General features: G+C 40.9%; 25 protein-coding genes and 1 pseudogene. 12 read left to right on the forward strand and 14 right to left on the reverse strand.

The window, feature by feature from the left end:
- Window positions 1-44 precede the first annotated feature (44 nt).
- Both NST16_RS11400 and fdhF read right to left on the reverse strand, forming a co-directional pair.
- Entirely contained in the window at window positions 45-605 is a 561-nt protein-coding gene (locus tag NST16_RS11400) for a DUF1641 domain-containing protein (protein ID WP_059292983.1), read from the reverse strand.
- Window positions 598-3555 carry a formate dehydrogenase subunit alpha gene (fdhF, locus tag NST16_RS11405; RefSeq protein WP_340886661.1) on the reverse strand — a complete coding sequence of 986 codons (2958 nt, stop codon included), beginning with the start codon at window positions 3553-3555 and terminating at the stop codon, window positions 598-600. The genes NST16_RS11400 and fdhF overlap by 8 nt, the downstream gene beginning before the upstream one ends.
- Window positions 3556-3701: 146 nt before the next feature.
- Between fdhF and NST16_RS11410 the strand changes: the two genes are divergently transcribed.
- Together NST16_RS11410 and NST16_RS11415 are read left to right on the forward strand one after the other, a co-directional pair.
- Window positions 3702-4271, forward strand: a complete 570-nt coding sequence (locus tag NST16_RS11410; protein ID WP_340886664.1) for a YjgB family protein — start codon at window positions 3702-3704, stop codon at window positions 4269-4271.
- A 100-nt stretch (window positions 4272-4371) separates the two neighbouring features.
- A complete protein-coding gene (locus NST16_RS11415; RefSeq protein WP_340886667.1) occupies window positions 4372-4764 on the forward strand; it encodes a ribosomal maturation YjgA family protein in 393 nt (130 codons plus the stop codon).
- Window positions 4765-4778: 14 nt separating this feature from the next.
- On the opposite strand, the gene NST16_RS11420 is transcribed toward NST16_RS11415, so the two are convergent.
- Complete coding sequence (locus NST16_RS11420; RefSeq protein ID WP_340886669.1) at window positions 4779-5678, reverse strand: DUF2268 domain-containing protein; 900 nt, start codon at window positions 5676-5678, stop codon at window positions 4779-4781.
- Window positions 5679-5802: 124 nt separating this feature from the next.
- Here NST16_RS11420 and NST16_RS11425 point away from each other — a divergent pair, with 124 nt between their 5' ends.
- Together NST16_RS11425 and NST16_RS11430 are read left to right on the forward strand one after the other, a co-directional pair.
- Window positions 5803-5970 carry a YjfB family protein gene (locus NST16_RS11425; protein ID WP_010333849.1) on the forward strand — a complete coding sequence of 56 codons (168 nt, stop codon included), beginning with the start codon at window positions 5803-5805 and terminating at the stop codon, window positions 5968-5970.
- Between the two features lie 126 nt (window positions 5971-6096).
- Window positions 6097-6570 (forward strand): YjfA family protein, encoded by a 474-nt coding sequence (locus tag NST16_RS11430; RefSeq protein WP_340886672.1) that lies wholly within the window; start codon window positions 6097-6099, stop codon window positions 6568-6570.
- Between the two features lie 50 nt (window positions 6571-6620).
- Here the strand turns inward: NST16_RS11430 and NST16_RS11435 are convergent, their stop codons facing one another.
- On the reverse strand, window positions 6621-8021 hold the full coding sequence (locus tag NST16_RS11435; protein WP_168747467.1) for a polysaccharide deacetylase family protein: 1401 nt from the start codon (window positions 8019-8021) through the stop codon (window positions 6621-6623).
- Between the two features lie 273 nt (window positions 8022-8294).
- Between NST16_RS11435 and NST16_RS11440 the strand changes: the two genes are divergently transcribed.
- The 4 genes from NST16_RS11440 to NST16_RS11455 all read left to right on the forward strand — a co-directional run bounded on the left by NST16_RS11440 (window position 8295) and on the right by NST16_RS11455 (window position 10967).
- Window positions 8295-8531 carry a hypothetical protein gene (locus tag NST16_RS11440; protein ID WP_010333846.1) on the forward strand — a complete coding sequence of 79 codons (237 nt, stop codon included), beginning with the start codon at window positions 8295-8297 and terminating at the stop codon, window positions 8529-8531.
- A 124-nt stretch (window positions 8532-8655) separates the two neighbouring features.
- Window positions 8656-9645, forward strand: a complete 990-nt coding sequence (cyoE, locus tag NST16_RS11445) for a heme o synthase (RefSeq protein WP_340888348.1) — start codon at window positions 8656-8658, stop codon at window positions 9643-9645.
- A 495-nt stretch (window positions 9646-10140) separates the two neighbouring features.
- Window positions 10141-10449, forward strand: a complete 309-nt coding sequence (locus NST16_RS11450) for a YjdJ family protein (protein WP_340886678.1) — start codon at window positions 10141-10143, stop codon at window positions 10447-10449.
- Between the two features lie 323 nt (window positions 10450-10772).
- Window positions 10773-10967: a DUF4177 domain-containing protein gene (locus tag NST16_RS11455; RefSeq protein ID WP_024121010.1), complete on the forward strand. Its 195-nt coding sequence runs from the start codon at window positions 10773-10775 to the stop codon at window positions 10965-10967.
- Window positions 10968-11187: 220 nt separating this feature from the next.
- Here NST16_RS11455 and NST16_RS11460 read toward each other — a convergent pair whose 3' ends face one another.
- From NST16_RS11460 to NST16_RS11470, 3 genes are all read right to left on the reverse strand, one after another.
- Window positions 11188-11955 carry a MerR family transcriptional regulator gene (locus NST16_RS11460; RefSeq protein WP_340886682.1) on the reverse strand — a complete coding sequence of 256 codons (768 nt, stop codon included), beginning with the start codon at window positions 11953-11955 and terminating at the stop codon, window positions 11188-11190.
- A gap of 126 nt (window positions 11956-12081) precedes the next feature.
- Window positions 12082-12225, reverse strand: coding sequence for a YrzO family protein (locus NST16_RS11465; RefSeq protein WP_268505387.1), 144 nt, complete (start codon window positions 12223-12225; stop codon window positions 12082-12084).
- 17 nt (window positions 12226-12242) lie between these two features.
- Window positions 12243-13214 carry a DMT family transporter gene (locus NST16_RS11470; protein WP_340886686.1) on the reverse strand — a complete coding sequence of 324 codons (972 nt, stop codon included), beginning with the start codon at window positions 13212-13214 and terminating at the stop codon, window positions 12243-12245.
- Window positions 13215-13342: 128 nt separating this feature from the next.
- Here NST16_RS11470 and NST16_RS11475 point away from each other — a divergent pair, with 128 nt between their 5' ends.
- Together NST16_RS11475 and NST16_RS11480 are read left to right on the forward strand one after the other, a co-directional pair.
- The gene (locus NST16_RS11475) at window positions 13343-14209 is read left to right on the forward strand and encodes a LysR family transcriptional regulator (protein ID WP_268446480.1); all 867 of its coding nucleotides are present in this window, start codon (window positions 13343-13345) and stop codon (window positions 14207-14209) included.
- 344 nt (window positions 14210-14553) lie between these two features.
- Window positions 14554-15060, forward strand: a complete 507-nt coding sequence (locus tag NST16_RS11480) for a GNAT family N-acetyltransferase (protein WP_268505383.1) — start codon at window positions 14554-14556, stop codon at window positions 15058-15060.
- Between the two features lie 40 nt (window positions 15061-15100).
- On the opposite strand, the pseudogene NST16_RS11485 reads toward NST16_RS11480, so the two are convergent.
- The 7 genes and pseudogenes from NST16_RS11485 to NST16_RS11515 all read right to left on the reverse strand — a co-directional run bounded on the left by NST16_RS11485 (window position 15101) and on the right by NST16_RS11515 (window position 20321).
- Window positions 15101-15582, reverse strand: a pseudogene (locus NST16_RS11485) (YjdF family protein).
- Window positions 15583-16003: 421 nt separating this feature from the next.
- Window positions 16004-16297 (reverse strand): YozQ family protein, encoded by a 294-nt coding sequence (locus NST16_RS11490; RefSeq protein WP_340886689.1) that lies wholly within the window; start codon window positions 16295-16297, stop codon window positions 16004-16006.
- Between the two features lie 74 nt (window positions 16298-16371).
- Complete coding sequence (locus tag NST16_RS11495; RefSeq protein WP_168747461.1) at window positions 16372-16494, reverse strand: biofilm-forming protein; 123 nt, start codon at window positions 16492-16494, stop codon at window positions 16372-16374.
- Window positions 16495-17008: 514 nt separating this feature from the next.
- Window positions 17009-17845 (reverse strand): chitosanase, encoded by an 837-nt coding sequence (gene csn / locus NST16_RS11500; protein ID WP_268446484.1) that lies wholly within the window; start codon window positions 17843-17845, stop codon window positions 17009-17011.
- 357 nt (window positions 17846-18202) lie between these two features.
- Window positions 18203-18922, reverse strand: a complete 720-nt coding sequence (locus NST16_RS11505; RefSeq protein ID WP_340886693.1) for an NPP1 family protein — start codon at window positions 18920-18922, stop codon at window positions 18203-18205.
- A gap of 277 nt (window positions 18923-19199) precedes the next feature.
- Window positions 19200-19466, reverse strand: a complete 267-nt coding sequence (locus NST16_RS11510; protein ID WP_168747458.1) for a hypothetical protein — start codon at window positions 19464-19466, stop codon at window positions 19200-19202.
- 411 nt (window positions 19467-19877) lie between these two features.
- Window positions 19878-20321, reverse strand: coding sequence for a DUF805 domain-containing protein (locus NST16_RS11515; protein WP_268446485.1), 444 nt, complete (start codon window positions 20319-20321; stop codon window positions 19878-19880).
- Window positions 20322-20603: 282 nt separating this feature from the next.
- Between NST16_RS11515 and NST16_RS11520 the strand changes: the two genes are divergently transcribed.
- Together NST16_RS11520 and NST16_RS11525 are read left to right on the forward strand one after the other, a co-directional pair.
- Window positions 20604-20999 carry a hypothetical protein gene (locus tag NST16_RS11520; protein WP_010333833.1) on the forward strand — a complete coding sequence of 132 codons (396 nt, stop codon included), beginning with the start codon at window positions 20604-20606 and terminating at the stop codon, window positions 20997-20999.
- 429 nt (window positions 21000-21428) lie between these two features.
- Window positions 21429-21887: a DinB family protein gene (locus NST16_RS11525; protein ID WP_326217258.1), complete on the forward strand. Its 459-nt coding sequence runs from the start codon at window positions 21429-21431 to the stop codon at window positions 21885-21887.
- Window positions 21888-21996: the final 109 nt, after the last annotated feature.

Here is a 21996-nt window from a genome sequence, read left to right on the forward strand (position 1 = left end):
TCATCAAAAAACCCGAGCTGGCAGCAGCCGGCTCGGGTGGGTGGTCAATCTCGCTTATCCATTCCCCTTTTCTCTCGGGGTTCCTGATGATGTTTTTGATGCTCCGGAGGCTGAGTTGTGCGTTCCAGCTCCTTTGTATCTTGTCCCATTCCTTTTAAAAAGGAGAACAGCAGCGTTACCGCTTTGTTGATTTCCGGGTCTTTAAGCGACCGGATGATATCAAAATAACCTGTTTTCTCTTCACTGTTCTTCTGTTCTACCGCGTTCGCCACACCGGCATTCACTTTCAAAATGAGCGGCTCCAGCTGTTTGACATCCAGCATGCCAAGCGTTCCAAACAGGAGAAGCAGGTTTTTAAGCATATTGGCCGTTTCCTCTGTATCTGCCTTTTTCACTAGGATGTCAAGGACTTTATCACCTTGGCCAAAAAGACCGCGGAGCAAGGGCAGTACGCCCCGATCGTTCATGTGCCCAAGCATTTGCAGCGTCTCCAGAATGGCTTCTTTGTTGTCGACTAAGGCATCTTCGATTTCTTCTAAATCACGTTTGCGCTGATCTTCTTCGGTCACCTGTACTTTCTGAATGCGTTTAATCGCTTTAGCCATTGTGCCCAAGCCCCCTTTTCACTGCGTCGCCAGGGAAAATGTAATCCTTCCGCGCCCATTTCTTATGAACCTGCACACCAATTTGCGGCTGCGGGTTTCCGTTGCGGTGATTGATTTTAGGCAGCGGATTGATTCCATCCTGCTTCAAGATTTCCATCTTCGCTGATGTTTCCTTGTAAGCAGGCGTGTCGGTATCCTTGTCCGCGTGGCTGCCTGTTAACAGGTTAATCGCCGCTTCCCCAGAATCGTTCATTGGCAGATACACTTCCTTCCCTTTGACCCGATCGGTGATCAGGCATTTCACCTTCACATTTCCAAAAGGCGATGTGAGTCTGACAAGGGTCCCGTCCTGAATCCCCCGTTCTGCCGCAAGCTCTGGAGAAATTTCTAAGAATACATGCGGCGTTTTTTCAGAAATGCCTTTTGATTTATACGTCAGGTTTCCTTCGTGGAAATGCTCCAAGAGCCTGCCGTTATTTACATGGATATCATATTCTTCACCGAACTCCTCGGGCTCAGTCCATTGAACCGGATAAAGAATCGCTTTGCCGTCCGGGAAAGGAAAACGCTCTGTAAAGAGTAAAGGCGAATCCTTCCCATCAGCACGAACAGGCCATTGCAGGGAATTGTAGCCCTCAAGACGTTCATAGGTTACTCCTGCATAAATTGGTGACAGCATTGCAGCTTCTTCCATTATGTCGGAAGGATGCTCATAATTCCAATTGGCCCCAAGCTTATTCGCTATCTCCATAATAATCTGCCAGTCCGGCTTTGATTCACCCAGAGGTTCAAACACCTGGTATAAACGCTGAATACGGCGTTCAGTATTTGTAAAGGTGCCTTCTTTTTCAAGGCTCGGGCTCGCAGGAAGAACAACATCTGCAAATTCTGCCGTCCGAGATAGGAAAATGTCCTGCACAACAAAGAAATCAAGCTTTTCATATGCGGCGTGCACATGATTGATATTTGAGTCGACAAGACCCATTTCCTCCCCTTTTACATACATCGCTTTCAGCTGTCCGGAATGGATTTTTTCAATCATTTCATGGTTGGTCATGCCCGGCTCCTTCGGCAGCTGCACACCCCAGGCTTGTTCGTATTTCTTGCGGACTTGTTCATCCTTCACTTTTTCATAGCCCGGCAGGCTGTCAGGCATGCTTCCGAAGTCACTTGCTCCCTGGACGTTGTTATGGCCGCGTAATGGATAAGAACCCGCACCCGGTTTTCCGTAGTTACCTGTGACAAGCAGCAAATTTGAAATCGCAGTGCTTGTATCGCTGCCTCCAATGTGCTGGGTCACACCCATGGCCCACAACGCGCACACACTGTCAGCCTCATGAATCATTTCAGCCATTTGAATCAGGGTTTGTTTATCAATTCCGGTTTTCTCCTCTGCATATTCAAGTGTGTACGGCGCAAGGCTTTTCACGTATTCATCCCGGCCGTTGACCCTTTCCTGCAAAAAGCGTTCATCAGCCTTGCCGCTTTCAATCAGATATTTGGCGATGGCATTCAGCCAGACGATATCTGATCCGGCACGCGGCTGGACAAATAGATCAGAACGCTCAGCCATTTCGTGTTTTCTGATATCGGCCACGATGACCTTCTGCCCTCTCAGCTTGTGAGCCCGTTTAATGCGGGTAGATAATACCGGGTGCGACTCTGACGTGTTCGAACCGATAATCAAAACTAGATCTGCCTGGGCGATATCTGTAATCGATCCTGAGTCACCGCCATATCCAACTGTCCGGAACAGGCCGGCTGTAGCCGGAGACTGGCAATAGCGCGAGCAGTTATCCACATTATTTGTGCCGATAACCCCTCTGGCCAGCTTTTGCATCAGGTAGGATTCTTCATTCGTACATTTAGACGACGTGATAAAAGCAAGTGAGTCAGGGCCACATTCTTCTTTCAATTCAGTGAACTTGCCGGCGATCAGTGTTAAAGCTTCCTCCCACTCTGCTTCCCGGAAATGGTCGCCTTCGCGGATGAGCGGTTTTGTCAGACGCTCCTCGCTGTTTACAAAATCCCAGCCGAACTTGCCTTTTACACAAGTGGAAATGCCATTGGCGGGCGCCTCCTCCTGCGGCTCCACTTTCAGAATATCTCTGCCCTTTGTCCAAACATCAAAACTGCAGCCGACACCGCAATAGGTGCAGACGGTTTTGGTTTTTTTGATTCGTTCATCACGCATGGAAGATTCCATGTCAGAAATGGCGAGAATCGAGCCGTAACCTGTCTCTACGCCTTTCGTGATCTCAATCATCGGGCGCAGTGACTTGTTATTGATGCCTGTTAAATATCCTGCTTCCCCTTCCATTCCTTTTTCCATCATCGCGTTGCACGGACATACGGTTGAGCAATGGCCGCACGACACACATGACGACTCGTTAATCGGCACGTCATGATCCCAAATGACGCGCGGGCGTTCCCGCTTCCAGTCAATCGTCAGTGTTTCTGTCACCTGTACGTCTTGGCATGCTTCGACACAGCGGCCGCACAAAATACATTGATCAGGATCATACCGGTAAAACGGATGGGATTCATCCTTATGATAAGGCTTATGATCAAACGGGATGCTTTGGTGATTGATTTTCATTTCCTTCACCGTATTATGTATTTCGCATCCTCCATTGTTGTAATCGCAAACTGTACAGTAAAGCTCATGATTATATAAGATTTTATCCATCCCGATGACCTGTGCTTTTTTCACATCAGACGAAACCGTATCAATGACATCGCCATCCTTTATTTCAGCAGAGCACGATCTCTTCAGCTCACCATTGATGCTGACGATACACGTATCACATGTTTCAATCGGCCCAAGGCTCGGATGATAGCATACTTGCGGCACTTCGATTGAACTGTTATTCAAAAGCTGCAGCACCGTCTGGTCTCCGGCTGTCTCTAGCTCAACGCCGTTAATTGTTACTTTTTTTGTGTCCGCCATCTCCATTCCCCTTTCTTGCGTTTATATACCGAATTACCCATTTCAGTTCCCTTACATGTGCTGATTAAAACATACAGAGCGCATAGGAATGTTTTAATGCACGAACACCGGGAAACGACATGTTAGACAAAAAGGGAGGGATAACCATGAAGAAGAAAACCATTTCCGCATTAACAGCGGCGGCAGCACTGTCATGTACTGTTTTTGGCTTTGGAACGGCACTGCCGGCTAAAGCTGCCGCTCAGGCAAATCCGCCTGCTAAAGAAACAACCTCCTCATCCGCTGAGCTTGTAAAAAGTCTTTATAACACCGCTTTTACAGGTGAAATGCCGCAGCAGGTACAAGGCCTTACGATGAACAAAAGCACAAAAGGGGATGTCCATGCCAAGATGGGAGAACCGGAAAGACCGGCTGGAGGAAACAATATGTTTGATTTATACAGCTGGAATATGGGAAATCCCGGTTACGGCTTTTCCTATAACAAAGACATGACCATTTCAGAAATCCGTTACTTTGGAACCGGAGTAGAACGCCATCTGAATCTTGGAGGGGTTACACCGGATGTACTGAGCGATCAAATTGGCCCCGCCGATCGAATTTTAACTGTCCCATTCACGGATGAAATCGACTATATCTATGATACAGGCCGCTATGAGCTTCATTTCGTCATTGGAGAAGACCAGACAGCCAACCATGTCAATCTAAGAGCAAGATAAAGTACCTGCGGCTGTTCAGCCGCTTTTTTTATGGACAAGGTGAGGATGGATTCCTTACAATACATGGGAGGATAAATACGAGAAGAGGTATCAATCATTAATGAGAAGGAACCGGTTCATATATGCGGCCTTTACAATCCTCATCATTGGGTTGGGACTGGGGTCAAGAGCGTTCTCCAGTTTTCTTCCGGCTAGCGTCAATGCCTATCTCGGAGATGCGCTGTGGGCCGCAATGATTTTTACGGGCTGCGGCTTTCTGTTTCAGACGACGAAAACCATCACGACAGGCATTATCAGCCTTTCATTTTGCGTTATTATCGAATGCAGCCAGCTGTACCATGCTGAGTGGATCGACCGGATCAGGGACACTTCGCTCGGCGGCCTCGTGCTGGGGTACGGATTTTTATGGAGCGATATCATAGCTTATACGATGGGAATTGTCACCTGCACACTCATAGAGCTGATCCATCAAAACATCAAAAAGCGCCGCTGACGTGACGCTTTTTCTTATGTCGAGAACAGTCCGCACTGAGACAGAATCGTTTCTGTATCCAAGAGCGTGGCCTCCTTTATATCGACCCGGTGTTTATGCATAAAAGACTGAACAGCGTGATATCCAACCGCATATCCGGCAAAAGCAGATAATCCCGCCGGCTCAAAGCCTTGCGCTTTCGCTATTTGATCTCCAAACATGTAACGGCTCACCTCTGAAAAGCCTTTTACATCAAGCACCTCTTTTATAACTTCAATGGAATATTGCAAATCGTCCCGATCAAAGCGAGTAACCCAAGGGCCTAATTGTTCTTCGCCAAAGAGCTCCCGCGCAAATGACTCAGCCAGCCCTTCAATGACAAGATAATCCCCGACTGACACAGAACCTCGATGAAAATCAAAATACGAAAACCGCAGATTATGGTGAAATTCATGGGCAATAATCGATGAAATCCTCAGAAGGTTATAGCTGTTCGGATACATCCAAACGTGAATAAAGCCTGGAATTCCCCCAAACCCGCAATACCCTTTTTGCAGCTTCAGCTTGTTTGGATCAGCAATGTAAAGCCCGAACCTCATTTCTTCCGCATTTACGCGCAGCTTTTCACGCTCGGCAAAATGTATGCACTGCTGCAGCGCAGATGCAGCAGTCTCGGCAATATGCAATTGCTGCAGTTTTCTCAATGCTTTCTGTCCGGTTTCAGCATCACACACATCCAAATAACCAAGCATCTTTACCGCCATCATCACATCATATCCATGCGGTGTCTTCGCTTTTAGCGGAACCTGTATGGCGCGCCACATTCTTTCAAACGGTCCCATCATCGTATACCGAAACTCGTCCTCTCTTTCGTGTTCTTCCATGGAAAACAGCTTTTCATATTGCTGAAAGGTCTGTTCTATTACGATATTCATCCTAATCCCTCCTTACGAAAAATATACGGTATGCCGCAGCGTAAGGGTCAACAGAAAAATTAAGCCTTTCTGCCCTATAAAATCAAAGCGGGCCGCCGATAGGATAGGCATAGGAGGTGTAGCAATGGATATTCCTGCATTATCAGTTGCCATGCATCAAGCAAATCTGGCCCAAAATGTTGATATCGCTTTAACGAAAAAGATGCTGGACACTGCCCAGCAAAATGCGGATCAAACCCTTAAGCTGATTCAGCATCCGACGCTTGGACAAAAAATTGACCTAAAAGCTTAGCTTCACGCTAAAGGCGGCCAAGAACACCATCTCCCGGCCGCCTTTGTTTTTCACAAAAAAGCATGCATGTTTTGCTCTTTCCTCCGTATGATTTATTGTTTGTCATTTTAAGGAGGTCAGGAAGAAATGAAAAGAATGATTAAAAAGGTGTCTTTGGCGTTGTTCGCATTCGTATTTATTTTTGCCGTCAAGGGAGCACCCGCTCATGCGGAAACGCATGCCTACGATGGAAAAAGCCCTTATTACAATGATTGTGCGTCCAGTGCCACCACAAAAAAATCTTCTAACCTAGTGAACGCAAACAATCAAGTCATCGGAGTCGTCGAGCTCAAGTTCAGCAGTACGTGCAAAACGGCATGGGCAAAAATCACGATGAACAACACCTTGACAACAGGCTATGAAGCAAATGCGGAAATTACCCGGAACACAGACAAAAAGAGATATAACTGTGACTCTGCAGGCGGCAATGGCAAAGCAGTGGCAGGCCAAAAATCTTGTTATACGCCTATGGTCTATGACTTAGACCCGAGAACCTCCTACGCTTTCGGTAAATATTCAGGCCCCAACCTGAATGTATGGGCAACCACAGGCTCTTATTAAAAAGAAAAAAGGCTGTCCAACGGGCATTTCCCGCGACAGCCTTTCCACATTTATTTCGCTTCCCTTTGTTTTTTTACCTCTTCAAGCTGAGTGACCGTCACCAATTGGTAGCCTTGATCGGTCAGTCTTTTAATAATCTCATCGGCCGCATCAGCAGAGGTGCCGTAAATATCGTGTACTAAAATCGTCTTACCGTCAGCCGCGTGGCTCATGACTCGGTTGACAATTGTGTTTTTATTTCGGTCTTTCCAATCTTCCGGATCAATGTCCCATAACGCGACATCCATTTTCAGTTTGCTTCGCAGTTCATCATTAATGCCCCCATATGGAGGCCGCACAAGCGCCGGACGATACCCGCTTATTTTTTCAATTATGTCCTGCGTGTCATTGATCTGCTTTAATGCCTCTTTCACTGAAAGCCTTGTGAGAAGCGGATGGCTCCATGAGTGGTTCCCCACTTCATTCCCTTCTTTCAGCATTCTTTTTAACGTTTCCGGATAATATTGAACCCTGCTGCCCAGCACAAAAAACGTTGCATGCCCCTCATATTTCTTCAAGGAGTCCAGAATCTGATTTGTTGTCGCAGGATTCGGGCCGTCGTCGAAAGTAAGCGCAATGACTTTTTTATTCGGATCAATTGTTTCTTCTTTGGGTAATGAAATGACTTCGTGCTTCGGTTTTTGTTCTTTGATTTTATTTTTGTTTTTCGCTTTATCAATATATTGTTCTTTCAATATATCTTTTAAAAGATGTTTCTTAATCGCAATCGACTGCTCTCCCAGATAGCCCGCAGCGACTTGATATGTATCAAAATAAAACTCGATATAATCTTCCTTGACGGCAAAACGGCTGAAATTGTCTTTTGCCGGTGCAGTTCCCTCTTTTAACAGTTCGTCGTCCGCTGCAATGTCCTTATTCTTTTTAAGCTCATGATAAGCGATCAGAGAAAGCTTTTGTAAATAATCCGATTCCTTTTTAAAAATATCATCAATAGAAAGAAAGGCTTCCTTACTAAAATCAAAGTTAAACGTTCTTTTCACGGTTTGTCCATGAGCGCCGCCTATGTATTTATATTCAGTAAAGACCACTGCCGCTGTCTGCTTGGCGTAATGAACGATTTCGTAATCGATGTTGAGTTCATTGCGCTTTTTTGTATGCTCCTGGTCAGCATCTTTCGTTTCCTTTTGAAATTGCCGAACCTCTTTCTCTGCGAAACGCTTTAATGCCGCATCCATTTTTTTATTTTTAAAAACAGGATAGTTGACCGCGTAATTAAATGTTTTCCCGTCATTCACAAGCGTTGCGATCTCTACATCTCCATACTGAGAATCGGTTTTCACTTGATTCATGACCGTTTCTTTTTTTGATGTATTATGGCAAAAGCCTATGACCCCTGCCACACAAACTACTGCTAGCAATAATTGAAACCATTTGATTCTTTTCCCCAACAAAACAAATTCCTTCTTTCGTAATCACTTCGATTTATATTCCATCAATAGATTCAGATAATGTTCTTTATGCTTTTTCTTCCCAATGAGAAATGTTTTTGTAACATTAAAGTAACATTTATTTCACATTTGTAATATTAGGAGATTTAGAAGTTCTTGTCAATCCCTTTCTAAGGATTTACTCATTAAAAAAACAATCTGGTCAATGGACATACACCTATTTCTCATATCAGGAATAAGGTAAACAGAATAAAAAATGCTAGGGAGGTAACCCTCTTGGAATTTCCTGTGAATTACGACCAGTATGAGCAAGTTTCCCCTTTTGATGAAAGACAGCCATATTACTACCCGCGTCCGCGCCCTAGACCGCCCTTTTATCCGCCTTATTATTACCCAAGACCGTTTTATCCGTTTTATCCACGTCCGCCTTACTACTACCCGCGCCCTCCTTACTACCCTTGGTACGGATACGGCGGCGGATACGGCGGCGGATATGGAGGATACAACAGATAGCAGGTTTATGTACCGAAAATGGGGGCAGTCCAGCTCCCCTTTTTTTGTATAAATATTGACAATATCATGACAAATACAGGAAATAATTGTGATCTGGCTGGCCTCTTGGTACGATAACAAAAGCATGCAGTTTTGGGGGAGGCGTCTATTTTTGGAGAATTCAAGAGTTTCTGCTCCGATTTCTGAAACAAAATACATAAAAGCCTCGAACCGGGTATCCGTTTACGATTTTATAAAGCTTGCAAAACCCGGCATTATCATATCAAACTCAATAGCAGCCTTCGGCGGATTTTGGATCGCATTTGTGAGCTCAGAAAAACCATTAACGGGACTCGCTTTTTTCATGACAATGGTGACGGCAATGCTTGGGACCGCGTTTGTCATGGCTTCCGGCACTGTCTACAACAACTATTTTGATCGGCATATGGACGCAAAAATGGAGCGCACCCGCAGCAGGGCCTCTGTCACAGGAAAAATGCCGCCGGCTTTAATCTTAACGTATGGCTCTGTTTTAGGAATAGCAGGTCTTGCCATGCTGTATTCCCTCAATCCTTTACCTGCAATTCTCGGACTGGCCGCCTTTATTTTTTATGCCATCATCTATACAGTATGGGTGAAACGGGCCTCGGTATGGAGCACATTTGTCGGAAGCTTTCCGGGAGCTGCTCCGCCGCTAATGGGTTATTGTGCCATCACAGGAGAAATCAGTGTAACCGCCGTCATGTTATATGCCATTATGTTTCTGTGGCAGCCCCCGCATTTTTGGGCCATTGGGATAAGACGCAAAGAGGAATATCGAGCGGCTGGTGTCCCGCTCTTGCCTGTTGTAAAAGGAAATCATGTAACGAAAGTAAAAATGATTCAATATATTGCAGTCCTGGTGCCGGTTACGCTATTATTTCCTTTTTCTCTCGGCACCGGCCATATCAGCCCATTTTATTTTTTAACTGCCTTGATTCTCGGAGGTATATGGATTAAAAAAGGCGTCCATGGATTCAAAACAGACGATGACGTAAAGTGGGCAAAGGATATGTTTGTCTACTCGCTCATTTATTTTTGCTTGCTGTTTTTTGTCATGATGGTTGATTCATTTGTAATGTTTTTAATCAGATGATTTTATGCAAAAAGAGCCACACATTAATGTGACTCTTTTTTGTTTGGAAAAATAGTCTCTAATAGAAATGTCATGATAAGAAACACAGCCGTGCAAATCAAAAATCGTATGATTTCCATCAAAATCCAGCTATGGGCAATACTCATATCATCTGTTTCCTGGAGGGCTGCACATATTGAAAAAATAATAAGTATGTATTTTAGAGATTCTTTTTTCATGGACACCATCACTTTCTGGATATGATCACCAATATCCAAAATAACACATAGCTGAGAGCGACAAAAGACGAAAGAGTAAAAAAGCACCCGCCCAGGCAGAACTAAAATCCCAATAAAATACATAATATCTATCCATTTTAAAATATGAAACTAAACCAGACTAAGATCTTTTCCATTAATAGTCCCAATCCGGAAATAAAGAAAAAATTGTCGAACTGCCTACATTATGGTGATATATGATTTGCTTTTCTCATGTTCATTGATTTGGAGGCATACGATGAAAGGGATTGTTTTAGTTGTTCAGCTTGGATTTTCATTCATGGCATTTCTGTTTTTAGCCGCTGTCAATTGGTATCAAGGAAGCGAGCTTGTTTCAGATCAATTCGAATGGAATTACACAGCCAAATTTACAAAGCTCCTTAACGGCATTGACACCATCACGAGCCCCAAACAAATTTCACAGCTGGACTTTTTCATATACTCTGCGAAACACTATCCAGTCATGAGTATACTGATGATCTGTTCGTTTTTATATGTGTTATTATCACTTGTTTTGCTGATCCGCGATTGCCACACGGCTCGGTAAAGAATATGTCATTTCCACAAGCCCCATTGAAACATCATAAAAGGAGCACCGTTATGATCCTTCCCCCTTTTTTCTAAATCGCCGGTTCATCTAGATGATAGGACAAGGCGTACCTCGCTCTGCGTTCTTGCTTCCGACCATTGGCTTTTTTGAAAATCAGCATCTCACGATTAGGTACTGGTCAATCAGAACTGTGTGAATATGATCAGAACTCGAATGTTCTTGAACCGTTAGTTATTTTCGGTATGTTCATCTTTTGTTTTCCCATCTTTCGGAAACTTTTCTCTCGCTCTTTCGTATAACCTTAGAGGAGGTATCACATGATGAAAGAGTATGAATTCGTTAGAGTCGAACTTAGTACCATGAGAAGAAGACCCAAAGAAGACTACCAACAAATCATCCGTGATTATGCTCAAAGAGGATGGAAGTTTATTCAGATTTTCGCCCCTAGTATAGACGGGTATGGAGCAGCTGCTTATTTTGAAATGATATTTGAAAGAGATGTCGAGGATGCTTAGTCTTTTGGCTAAGTATTCTTACATACATTTATAAAAAAGCTTACAATTAGTAAGCTTTTTACATTTTTCAGGTCCCACGCTACCTTACATTTAAAACTTTTTGAAGAAAGTAAACAAGAGGATTCCCCATCATTACCAAGGAATACTCTTGTTTATTTCAAACGTGCTTCAAACTTCGCTATCGTTTTCGCCTGATAACGTCCATGCATCAGTTGCACGCTTAATCATTTACTTTCCCCGTATATACATAGATCACCTGTCTTAGAAATTCAGCTAATCCCTCACCATGTTGATCATAATATCGTTTAAAGCGCTCATCTGATACATACATCTCCCCTAGACCTGCATGCGCTTCTTTGCTGTAGTCGCTCCAATGATAAAGAAGCCATTTTTTGTGCAATTCCGCCGCTTTCAATGCATTTTCACTTTTTGGATCTCCTTCTTTAAATGCTTTTTTAAGTTTTTCAAACATTTCTTTCTCTGTAGCGGTCAGCTCTTCATATTCCTCCTTTGTCATATTCAACACTTTTTGGTTAGCTTCTTCTACCACTTCTTTGCCGTACTTTTGGCGTATTTCCGCTCCGTATTTCCTCTCGTTTTCTTCCACAAGCTCTTTTTTAAATCCGGTAAATTTCTCTTCATCTCTCATTTTTTCATTTCTCTCCTCTGCATGAATTGTTTTCTCTACATTTTGGATAAGGCTATCAATCCGGGCTCTTTCTTCTAAAAGCTCTGCATGATGATCCTTTAATGCTTTCTGACGATCAAAAGATGGGGAAAAGATTAATTTTTTTATCTCCTCTAATTGGAAGCCTAACTCTCGATAAAATAAAATGTGCTGTAATTGGTTGACTTCTTTTTCCCCATAAATTCGGTATCCAGATGAATTAATCCGTGCTGGCTGTAAAAGGTTAATCTCATCATAATACCTAAGCGTTCTTGTGCTGACTCCCGCTAATTTGGCTAACTTCTGAACGGTATATTCCATTTCTTCTCCCTCCTTATACAGTAACCGTACACTTTAACGTAACGTGAATGTCAAAGCTTTTTTTAAAAAAAGATCTCCTTGAATGTTTCAAGGAGATGATGTATCTACAACTTGTCATATTCCGGATTATTTGGTGTCTTTATTAAGAAGTTCTTTTAAAAGTTGATTGAACTCCTCCTGTTGTTTTATATTTTTGCGGCCATTTCGATTAATTGCTGCTAGTTCGCAGACAATTCCAGCCGAAATAAAAAACAATAAACCTTCAAACATATAGCATCCTCCAACGTTTAAGAAATAGTCAACTGTGTTTGTTTATTTTCTAAAGATTGCTTATCATTTTTATCTTCCCTACGCTGAAAAATGTTATTTAGAATAAGTGCTGTCATGACAAGCAGTGTTCCTGCTACATCAAAAATAGTGATTTTAGATCCTTGTATCATCATGATCAACAATGTAGTAATGGGAACAAAGTTAATAAATAAAATCCCGTTAATGGGTGATAAAATTTTAACACCATAGTTCCAGCTAAGGAGAGCTACGATACCTGGTAAAGTAATCATAAATAATAAGTCATACTTAATTTCAGCAATCACATGTATACTAGGTATGGACACGTATCCTTGAGCGGTGAGCGCAGCTGTTAGAATACCCGTTATAGCTGTACCAAATAAACATGTCAATGTTGAATAGCGCAGTGTAGACCATTCTTGAAACATCTGTCCTCCCATTGTATAGATTACCCATCCCACAACACCCATTAAAATAAAGGTTAGCGAAAACAGATTATCTCTCAATGTATAAAAGAAACTCATATCACCTTTGGTAATAACAAATGCGGCACCAAAAAAAGCAATCATAATAGATAGAATCTTATATTTTTTCGGCTTCACATGTTTATACCCCCAAAGGATAAAAATAGAAATGATTGGCATCAGTGCCTCTGCAATAGACGCAGTCATGATTCCAGACTTCCCCATCAATCTTTGGCCCCAAAAAATAAAAACATTGTATACAGTAAACGCCATCATACCAAAAAAAATGAGCAATTTTGCTTTACCCTCTAAACGAAATGATTTCTTCCCCTCCCTCACCAATAATAAAATCACTAAGATAACTGCTGCCACACCGTATCGAATAGATGAAAAATAAAATGGATCAACAAATGCTAATGCATGATCCGCAACTGGAAACATTGCGCCCCACGACATACTTGCTACTAAACATGTGAGGACACCAATGAATAATTGGCCGTTTTTCATTGTCATTCCCCTCCTTTTCTTGTATTGACAATGAGAATTATAAAAAGAGGAATGACATCATGTAAAATGAATAAAAATGATGAAAAACATCATTTATAATGATATTTTAAATGAAGGAGGGATACCAAATGGAGTTGCGAGACTTACAAATTTTCCAAAGCGTTGCCCATCACAAAAGTATTACCAGCGCTGCAAAGGAATTAAGCTATGTACAATCCAATGTAACAGCACGTATTAAGCAATTAGAAAACGAACTCAAAACACCTCTTTTCAATCGGCATAAAAAAGGGGTAACATTAAATCCCGAGGGCCGAAAAATGCTTGAATACGTAAACAAAATCTTGATAGATGTTGAAGAGCTAAAACAAGTCTTTCTTGATAGTGATATACCGTCGGGAATATTAAAAATCGGGACAGTGGAAACAGTGAGGATACTGCCGACCATCTTAGCCTCCTATTATAAAAAGTATCCTAACGTTGATTTATCATTGCAGGCTGGCTTAACAGAGGAACTGATTGAGAAGGTAACTAACCACGAATTAGACGGGGCTTTTATATCAGGGCCAATTAAGCACTCCATTCTCGAACAATATGATGTCAATACTGAAAAACTTACTCTAGTAACAGCAAATAAAACGTTTCAAATAGAGGATTTTATGACGACGCCGATCCTTGTGTCTAATCAAGGATGCGGATATCGTTCTAGGCTAGAACATTGGCTCAAAGATGAAGGTTTGCTTCCAAAAAGAATTTTGGAATTTAACATTCTAGAGACCATTTTAAACAGTGTTGCACTTGGTCTTGGAATCACAGTCGTACCCGAATCTGCCATTACACATCTTTCAGCCGCAGGTAAGGTTTATTGTCACCCGCTGCCTGAGAAATATAGCATGATCTCAACCATCTTTATTCGTCACAAAGACGCTTACATGACAAATTCGATGCGCAGCCTGCTGAAGACGATTGGTGAGCATCAAAGTATGTGTATGTCTTAGGAAAGTCTGCTACTGCTTTGTTCTCACCGCCAAACTTATGCATATTCCTGTGAATGATAAATAATAAAGAGCAAGCACCAACTCTGCTCCCCCTTTACTCCGTGTCATCCATTTTTTCTATTTAATATTTAGATGCAGACGGTTTTTCTTACCATTTTGAAGGCATACTGATTTCTTAATCGTTTTCCTGTACCTAGTTAATGAATTTTTCTGGTGTGGCACATATGACGGATACGTTAAAGAGAGAAAAAATTATGTTATGAAGTGCCAATTCATTCTCGGGATAAATTAACGTAAAAAAGGATTCACAAGTATGGATATCAAGCAGAAGAGAGGCTAAAGAGATGGTTCTCCTTGAAACGGATCGGTTACTATTAAAAACGATTGATGTTAACCTTCTAGACGCTGCATCTAAACGGGATCATCAGGCTATTATAGACCTGGGTTATAAAACAAATGGGGAATGGCCAAACTCCGATTTTTTTGAAGCAATTCCTTATTTCCGCGAGATTTTAATGAAAAACAAAGGAACAAAAGGATTCGATTCATGGATCATTTTAAAGAAGGATGATTATGAAATTGTTGGAGGAATTGGATTTTTAGGCGACCCTGATACGGATGGCATGGTTGAAATCGGCTTTGCAACAAATAAAAGTCACCGCCGTAAAGGTTATTGTTTTGAGGCTGCTCAAAAGTTAATAAACTGGGCATTAAGCCAAGAGAATGTTAGCTGTATTACGGCTAGATGTGAACATGGCAATATTGGTTCACAACATATTTTGGAGAAGTTAGGGTTTAAACTGGACGCTAAAGAAAAAGACTTTATCCATTGGAGATACGCTAAAGTGTAAAAACATATAAGAAAGCAGGCTCTATGCCTGCTTTCTTAAGCTATTTTCCTCTATGCTTTTTTTTAGCTTTTTGCTTTCTGAGGAGATACTTTTGTTCTTTTATTTTTTCTCTTTGTTCTTTGGTTATTTGTTTTTTCTTTTGCTTGTTCGCTTCAAACTCTTGTTTCATGGCTTCCTGTGCCTTTAAGGATGCTCCGGCACGTTTTAATTCCTTCGAAACCTGACGTTGCAATCTTTTCGGATTTATCTTTTTCTGATCTTGGGCTTTTACACGAACCCCTTCCTGCTCAGACTGAGACAGAGTCTTTAAGAGCTGCCTATTAACAAAATCGAATACTTCAGAATCCTTCGGCTCATTGCCAAACAAATGCCGAGAGGCCTTTAGTTTTCCGTTTTTCACAACCTCGATAACGCCTACCCAAAACTGACCATCGTAGTAAATCGTTAATTTCATAACGATCCCTCCTCTTTTAAATGATGAAAGAATGACGGACATCCCGAGGAGGGGAAGGTTACTGACATGTAAAATGCATCCGGACTACCAACCGAATCGTGTTTTTTCATTCTTCTGCATAAATTTTATCAATTTTTCCAACTAGAGAAAAGAGATTGAGAGCATCTTTACGTTTTGTTTCATGCATCAGCATGAACCTTTTTCTCTATTCAAAATTAAGAAATCCAAAGAAGCCTGAAAAAGATTAAATATAATTGCTTGTTATAGCCTCTCTTGTAATGAGATGGGTTCTCTTCTTTCAAAAGATCATCTGGCTTCGGTTTCCTTTTCGTTTCGCAAATGCCGGCAGCTGTCAGGCCCGTTCACATAAACCGTGAATGCCATTATTTTCACACCTCTTTTGAAAAAGGCCTTAGAAGTAGCCGGCGATCAGATGAAAAATAAAAACGGAACTAACTCAAGTTCATTCGAGTCAGCTCCGCTTGATGATTAGTCCAAGTTTTGGTCGATGGTTCCCTCAAAATAGTCATCACTGACTTGTTCATGCGTTTCTGCCAAACCCTCTTCCAATTGCGTGCTTCCTTTGTAATCTGACGGTTCAAAATATCTTCCTGCCACATTCATATTTTCATTTACATCTTCTTTGTTATTGGTTTGTTCGTTCTTGTCTAATGTCTCCGACTTAGGATTGCCATGTAGGGTTTGATTAAAATCAAAGTCCTTGTCGATTTCAGAAAATCTTTTATAATCATCAGGTCTGTCTGCTCCATTTTTTTGAGTCACATCATCCACTCCCATTCCTTATCAATCAATACGACAGGCCAAAAACAATTGGCCTAAATCTTGTGAAACAAAACTTATTTTGTCCTCTTTGAATCTGTACCATGTTTTTTAGGATCATCTGCTTTGAATGCTGTTTCAGTCTCATGATCATTTCTCATTTGTTCAATACTTGAATTTTGAATCCCTTTTTTAGTCATGCTTTCACCTCTTTTCTGAAAACATTGGAATATCAGCTTCACCCTTATTCTGTCTTTTGAGCAGGCATTCATTCACCCCTTTTGACCAATAACAAAAAAACTCTTAAGAGTGACCATTCGTCATTAGTACTAGTTCTGTATCTGCCAAAGCATAATTTATCTTTCAGTCAACACAATAAGTTTAAAGAATGTAATATGACAGAAACTGTTCCGTTTACTGTAAGAAAAACACTCTTTATTTAGAGGATCAGCCAGCATGAAAACAAGTCTAGAATTATGTATTAAGACTAATTGCTGATGTGACTGCCGTTGGAACAGATACATTCATGCCTAGTGAATCTGGTTTTTTTCATTGAATCGGAAAAGCAGATTATTGAAAAAAGCCCTTCTCTGAGAAGGGCTAAGTAATGGTAATGACATTTACACAATCGGTTCACACGTTAACCCCCGCCATATTAATGAGGGCGGCGGGTGTATACGCAAAGGGTGCAGCCGGTTTCTATACACTCGCTGCTTATTTGATTACGAAATCACCGTATTCTGTTGAATGGATATTGATCGGTCCATTCAGATTGTAGTTGTTCGACTTAGCTATAGAGCGAAGCACATCCACACGGGCAACCGATTCTCTCCACTCATCACGGGTGTCCGGATCTGCTGGATTCATCAGGTCGTCATAGCGCACGTCCAGAAATTTATTTAACCATTTCTTCTCTTCTATTCCGTCTTTAGGTGAGCCGCCCGCCTTTTTATTCGTGCGTTTGATCAAGGCATAAAAAGAGTCAGGGTCATCACCATCGCCATGCTGAATAACTGTATCGTACATCACAGCTTTTGCCAGTGCCGTTTTCAATCCGGCATTCTCTGATCGTTTCATGGCAGGCTGATAATACAAGCGGTCATTTACCTTGTCTTGGGCAGCACGGAAATCTTTATCATTTCCAAGCGAGCGCCAGGCAGAAGCAAATCCCTTGAGGTTGCTTATGTCATCGCTTTCTTCTTCGGCCAGACGGCGCAATTCAGGCAGGTACTTTTTCAGTTTGTTATTCGGCACTGCCTTTGTGTATACTTCAACTACTTCCAATGCATCCCCGGTAGCCGTTGTAAAGCCTGCCCGTCCGCATGTATAGCCCCTTCCATCACCCAATGGTTCCACATATCCGTATTGGATTTCCGTCGTGCCGTTTTCAAAGATACTGGTCAGCTGTTCCGCCCGGCGCTTTTGATCCTTGTTCAGTCCGGCCGCAAAAACCGTATCACTCAGCATCAGGGTAAAAAACATGGTGAAAATAAGTGATGAAATCGCTGCCTTCTTCCAGAAACCTGCTTTTTTCTCCAAACTGATTTTCATTCTATTACCCCTTTCTTCATTGTAATTACGGACTCAGTATACATGAAGGGGCTGCCCTTTTGTTGAAAACACATCGATTTGTCAATATTTTGAACCTTAATTACTACTCTTAATGGTAAATAGATTGCGGCTTGAACCTTATCCTCTCTTTTAAAAGACAGACATCATTTTCACCACAGAGAGATTCTTGAGAGAAAAGGCTTTCCGACAAGGACTTCTCTTATTATCATTCGTTCCATTTTTTAAAGTAATCATTCCCAATCAGCTATTGTTTAGAAACTGCAACTAATAGAAATTCGTGTAAGTCAAAAAAAAGAATCCTTCTTTGTAAGGACTCTTCCCAACACCAAGATGTTTTTATTTAAACCATGCTTTCTTTAAATTGATGGTAAAGTTATTATCATTAAAAGGAACATTTGCTTTACCGAAATCAGTTGTATTTAATGCATTCCTTGCGGCAGGAGTTAAATCATCCCATCCGATTAACGGTTGAGTTCCGCCTACTACATCATCGCTCATACGTAATTCATGGTTCAGCGGCCAAGTGCTGTCATATGCAATCAAAGGATGATGATCTCTCATGTTGCTTCCACTCGGTGCTGCATTTGTGAATTTTCCGTGTCCGGAATATGCAATGGATAAAACTTTTGGGTTTTGATTTGCTGGATTATCAATCCATACAACGATTCCTTCCCAGTCATGTCTGTGACCTAATTCTGGCGAGGCTTCATCTTTTGGAAAATACCAGGAATACATAATTGCCCAAACCCCATTGTACCATGCAGAACGCGAATATACTTGTCCAGTATTTTTGCTGCAATGTCCTTCAGGCGCTCCAGTAGGCTCTAAACCTCCACTTGTATTGCCTTGTGCATCGACTGCAGGAAAAGGCACGCAGCCGCTATAAACCTTCAAATATGGCTGAAAACGTTTCGCCGCTTTTGGAGTAACAGTGGCAGGCGCTGCCTCTTTAAAGCCGACAACCTTGTCATGATCGATTACTGCTGCATTTGCTGTTGAAACAATGCTGACAGAAGTGAAAACGGATAAAAAGAGAGCCAAGAAAAACTTGTTCATGATTCCAACTCCTTTTGGCAATATAGACAATTATTAGTTATCAAAAATTCGAGTTGAAATCAATGATTCTGAAGTATTATTTGAATTTTTCTTATGTTTTAAATTCGGTAAATAATATTCATTTCAAAAACGTGTCACAAACACACAATAAGCCCCATCCACTAAGGACAGAGCTTTTTGTCATTTTAGAGCCTTTCACAAAGCATGGAAAAGAGTTATAAAACTTCTCTGCACGAAGAGTCGGTTCTTCTGCAAACAATGATGATGTGCTGTTTTCTTACTCATCTTTTTTATCTTTATCGGCATCTTCATTATCCTCAACCGGATCTTCGGGATCGGTCTCATTATCTTTTTCATCATCTTTATTGATCGTATCGTCCTCATCAACACCCGGCGCATTGTTACCGTTATTATCCTGATCGTTCTCCTCAACATCTGGAGTATTGTTATCTTGATCATTATTATTTTGATCGTTATTACAGCCCATTAATATAAAAGTGGATAGAAATAACGCAGTTATTATTTGCAACCATTTTTTACTCATTTCCACCCTCCTCTCTTCTTTTTAATCCATATAAGTTTGTCCATTAAGTTCACTTTGATTCGTTCCATTCTTAAATGTCTTCTTGATCAGCATATTAATTCAATCCTTTGCGAAAATTATAACAAAGGTGCTTAGGAAGTGGTTCTAAGTTAGTGGATAACAACTCTTTTTAATTGGTTTAAGAAGAAAAAATAACAACAACTATTCAAAATGCAGTTAACCTTTTTAAACAACATAATGTAAAATCATACATGCCGATATCTTACAGCACAACATTCTCTAAGGTTGATTTATTCCTCCCTCTTTGGTGAAGTTGTTCTCTATCTTGAATATTTAGTTTCCTTATGAGTTCTTCAGGCTATAAAAAACACCCCAATCGCTAAACTCGTTGTCTAACAATTGGGGCGCAATTTACGATTCATTTATAGCAGCCTTAGGATTTTCTCCATATTGATTAACTTTTGTTTCACTATCTTGGCAGTTAAAGACAAGCATGATAATAGGACCGACTACCGGAATAAAGCCTATACATATCCACCAGCCACTTTTGCCGATATCATGCAATCTGCGGATACTGAGAGCAAGCGACGGAAGAAAAACAGCTAACTGATAAAGAAAGATCAGAATATATGCCAGTAATCCCCCGCCATATCCAATTACGTATCCTACTTGAGAACTGGCATATCCTTCTGCAGCCAATGGGCCTGATGTAAATAATCCAACTAGTATTAATGATAATAGTAATAAAATAACACAAATGATGCCATTAAAAAGATGAAACATCCAGTATTCCTTTCGCCGAGCTCTGCCTTCAAAATTGACATAGTTCTTTAAGCCATTCCAATACCACTTCATATCATTTCCTCCGTTACCAATACTATAGTTTACTGCAAAACATATCCATTATATCATAAAAACAATGAAAAATAGGAGGTCTATAAAACTAGTCAATGGCAAAAAGATCTCATTATCAAATAGCTTGCTATACAAAAAATGAAGGCAGGCGTAAAACAAAAATAGACAAGTTCATGATCCTCACTCCTTTAGTTCCATTCTTAGTCAACGTGAAACAAAACAGGAATTAACGAAATATGCCAACATACACTTTGTATGAATGTAAACGAAGGAGTGGTTACTTTGTATCATTACTATTATGTTCCTGCGTTAATTCCTCACTTACCACCTGCTCATCACACGCAAAGAAATCAAGACTTTTCAGAAAGACAGCGAAGAAGAGAAATCACATTGAATGTAGATGGCTTTATACCGCCATCTTCCACCGAGGATCTTGGTGACGGCTTTTATTCTTACGCATGGACTAACCAACAGGTCATAGATCCTGGTGAATACCTTGTTTGTTATCTTGAAGGAAGAGAGATAAAGGTCATTAATGGCGGGTTTACTCCACGTGATTATGCTCCATTGTATGCAATAGGCAGCTATCCAAGGAGAAGAAACCAGTGGGTAATTACGATTCATAATCCTCTTCAAACCCAAAGAGCCATATCACTTTATCTCATTGCGAAAAGATAAAACAAAACTTTGCACACATTAAGCATCCAGATGATATTGAAATCGGGATGCTCATTTTTTTTCTGTTTTTACATGTACCAATACGTTGATGTTTGATTTTGTAAAGTTGGATCATTATTGAGCTGTTTGCCTATCCTTATTTTTTTCTTGAATTGTACGTTTCAGTGCTCAATGTATGTTGAGTACTAGCATAATCAGAGCAGGAGCAATGTTTTTTGCCCTTCTATTCCTCCCAGTATTGAACGTATATTTTACTTTTTGATTTCATTTCCCTCCCATCCTCTGTACATGTCGCTATATAAGCAGACCAAACAAAAATCGGCGGGAACGCCTTTTAATAGAGGATGATATATTAGCGGCAGAAAAGGAGTTTAGGCATAAAACGCTAATTTTTATCAGAGGAACAAATATTATATTGGAGTGTTTACAATGATTAAATTTTTTGAGTATAACTGGCAGGTAAGAGATGAATGGTTTGAATGGTGCAATCACTTAACTACTGAGGAATTATTAAAAAACCGCATTGGAGGAGTTGAAAGTATTTTATATACCCTCTTTCATATCATTGACGTGGAATATAGTTGGATTCGTGCCATTCAAGGCAAGAAAGACATTGCAGTGAATTTTAGTGACTACAATACCATTCAAAAACTTAAATCCCTTTCAGTTACTCTGCGTACTGAAATTAAGGAGTTTATTGACACAGACTTAGACAATTTAGAAGATGAACTTGTTTCAATTCCATGGATGAAAGAAATGTTCAAAAGGAGTGAGATATTACATCATATAGTTGCTCACGAAATTCATCACATTGGACAACTATCTGTTTGGGCAAGAGAATTAAACTTAAAGCCAGTATCTGCTAACTTTATTGGGAGAGGGATATAATTTAAAGATATGTGTAGGAACTGAGATTTAAATGGTGGAAATAATAAGATGCCTTTAAACAATTGAAACACTTCATCATTATCAAATGAACTTTTTCGTGCTACAGGAC

The sequence above is a fragment of the Bacillus sp. FSL K6-1005 genome (genome assembly GCF_038000225.1).
Taxonomy (GTDB): Bacteria; Bacillota; Bacilli; order Bacillales; family Bacillaceae; genus Bacillus; species Bacillus mojavensis.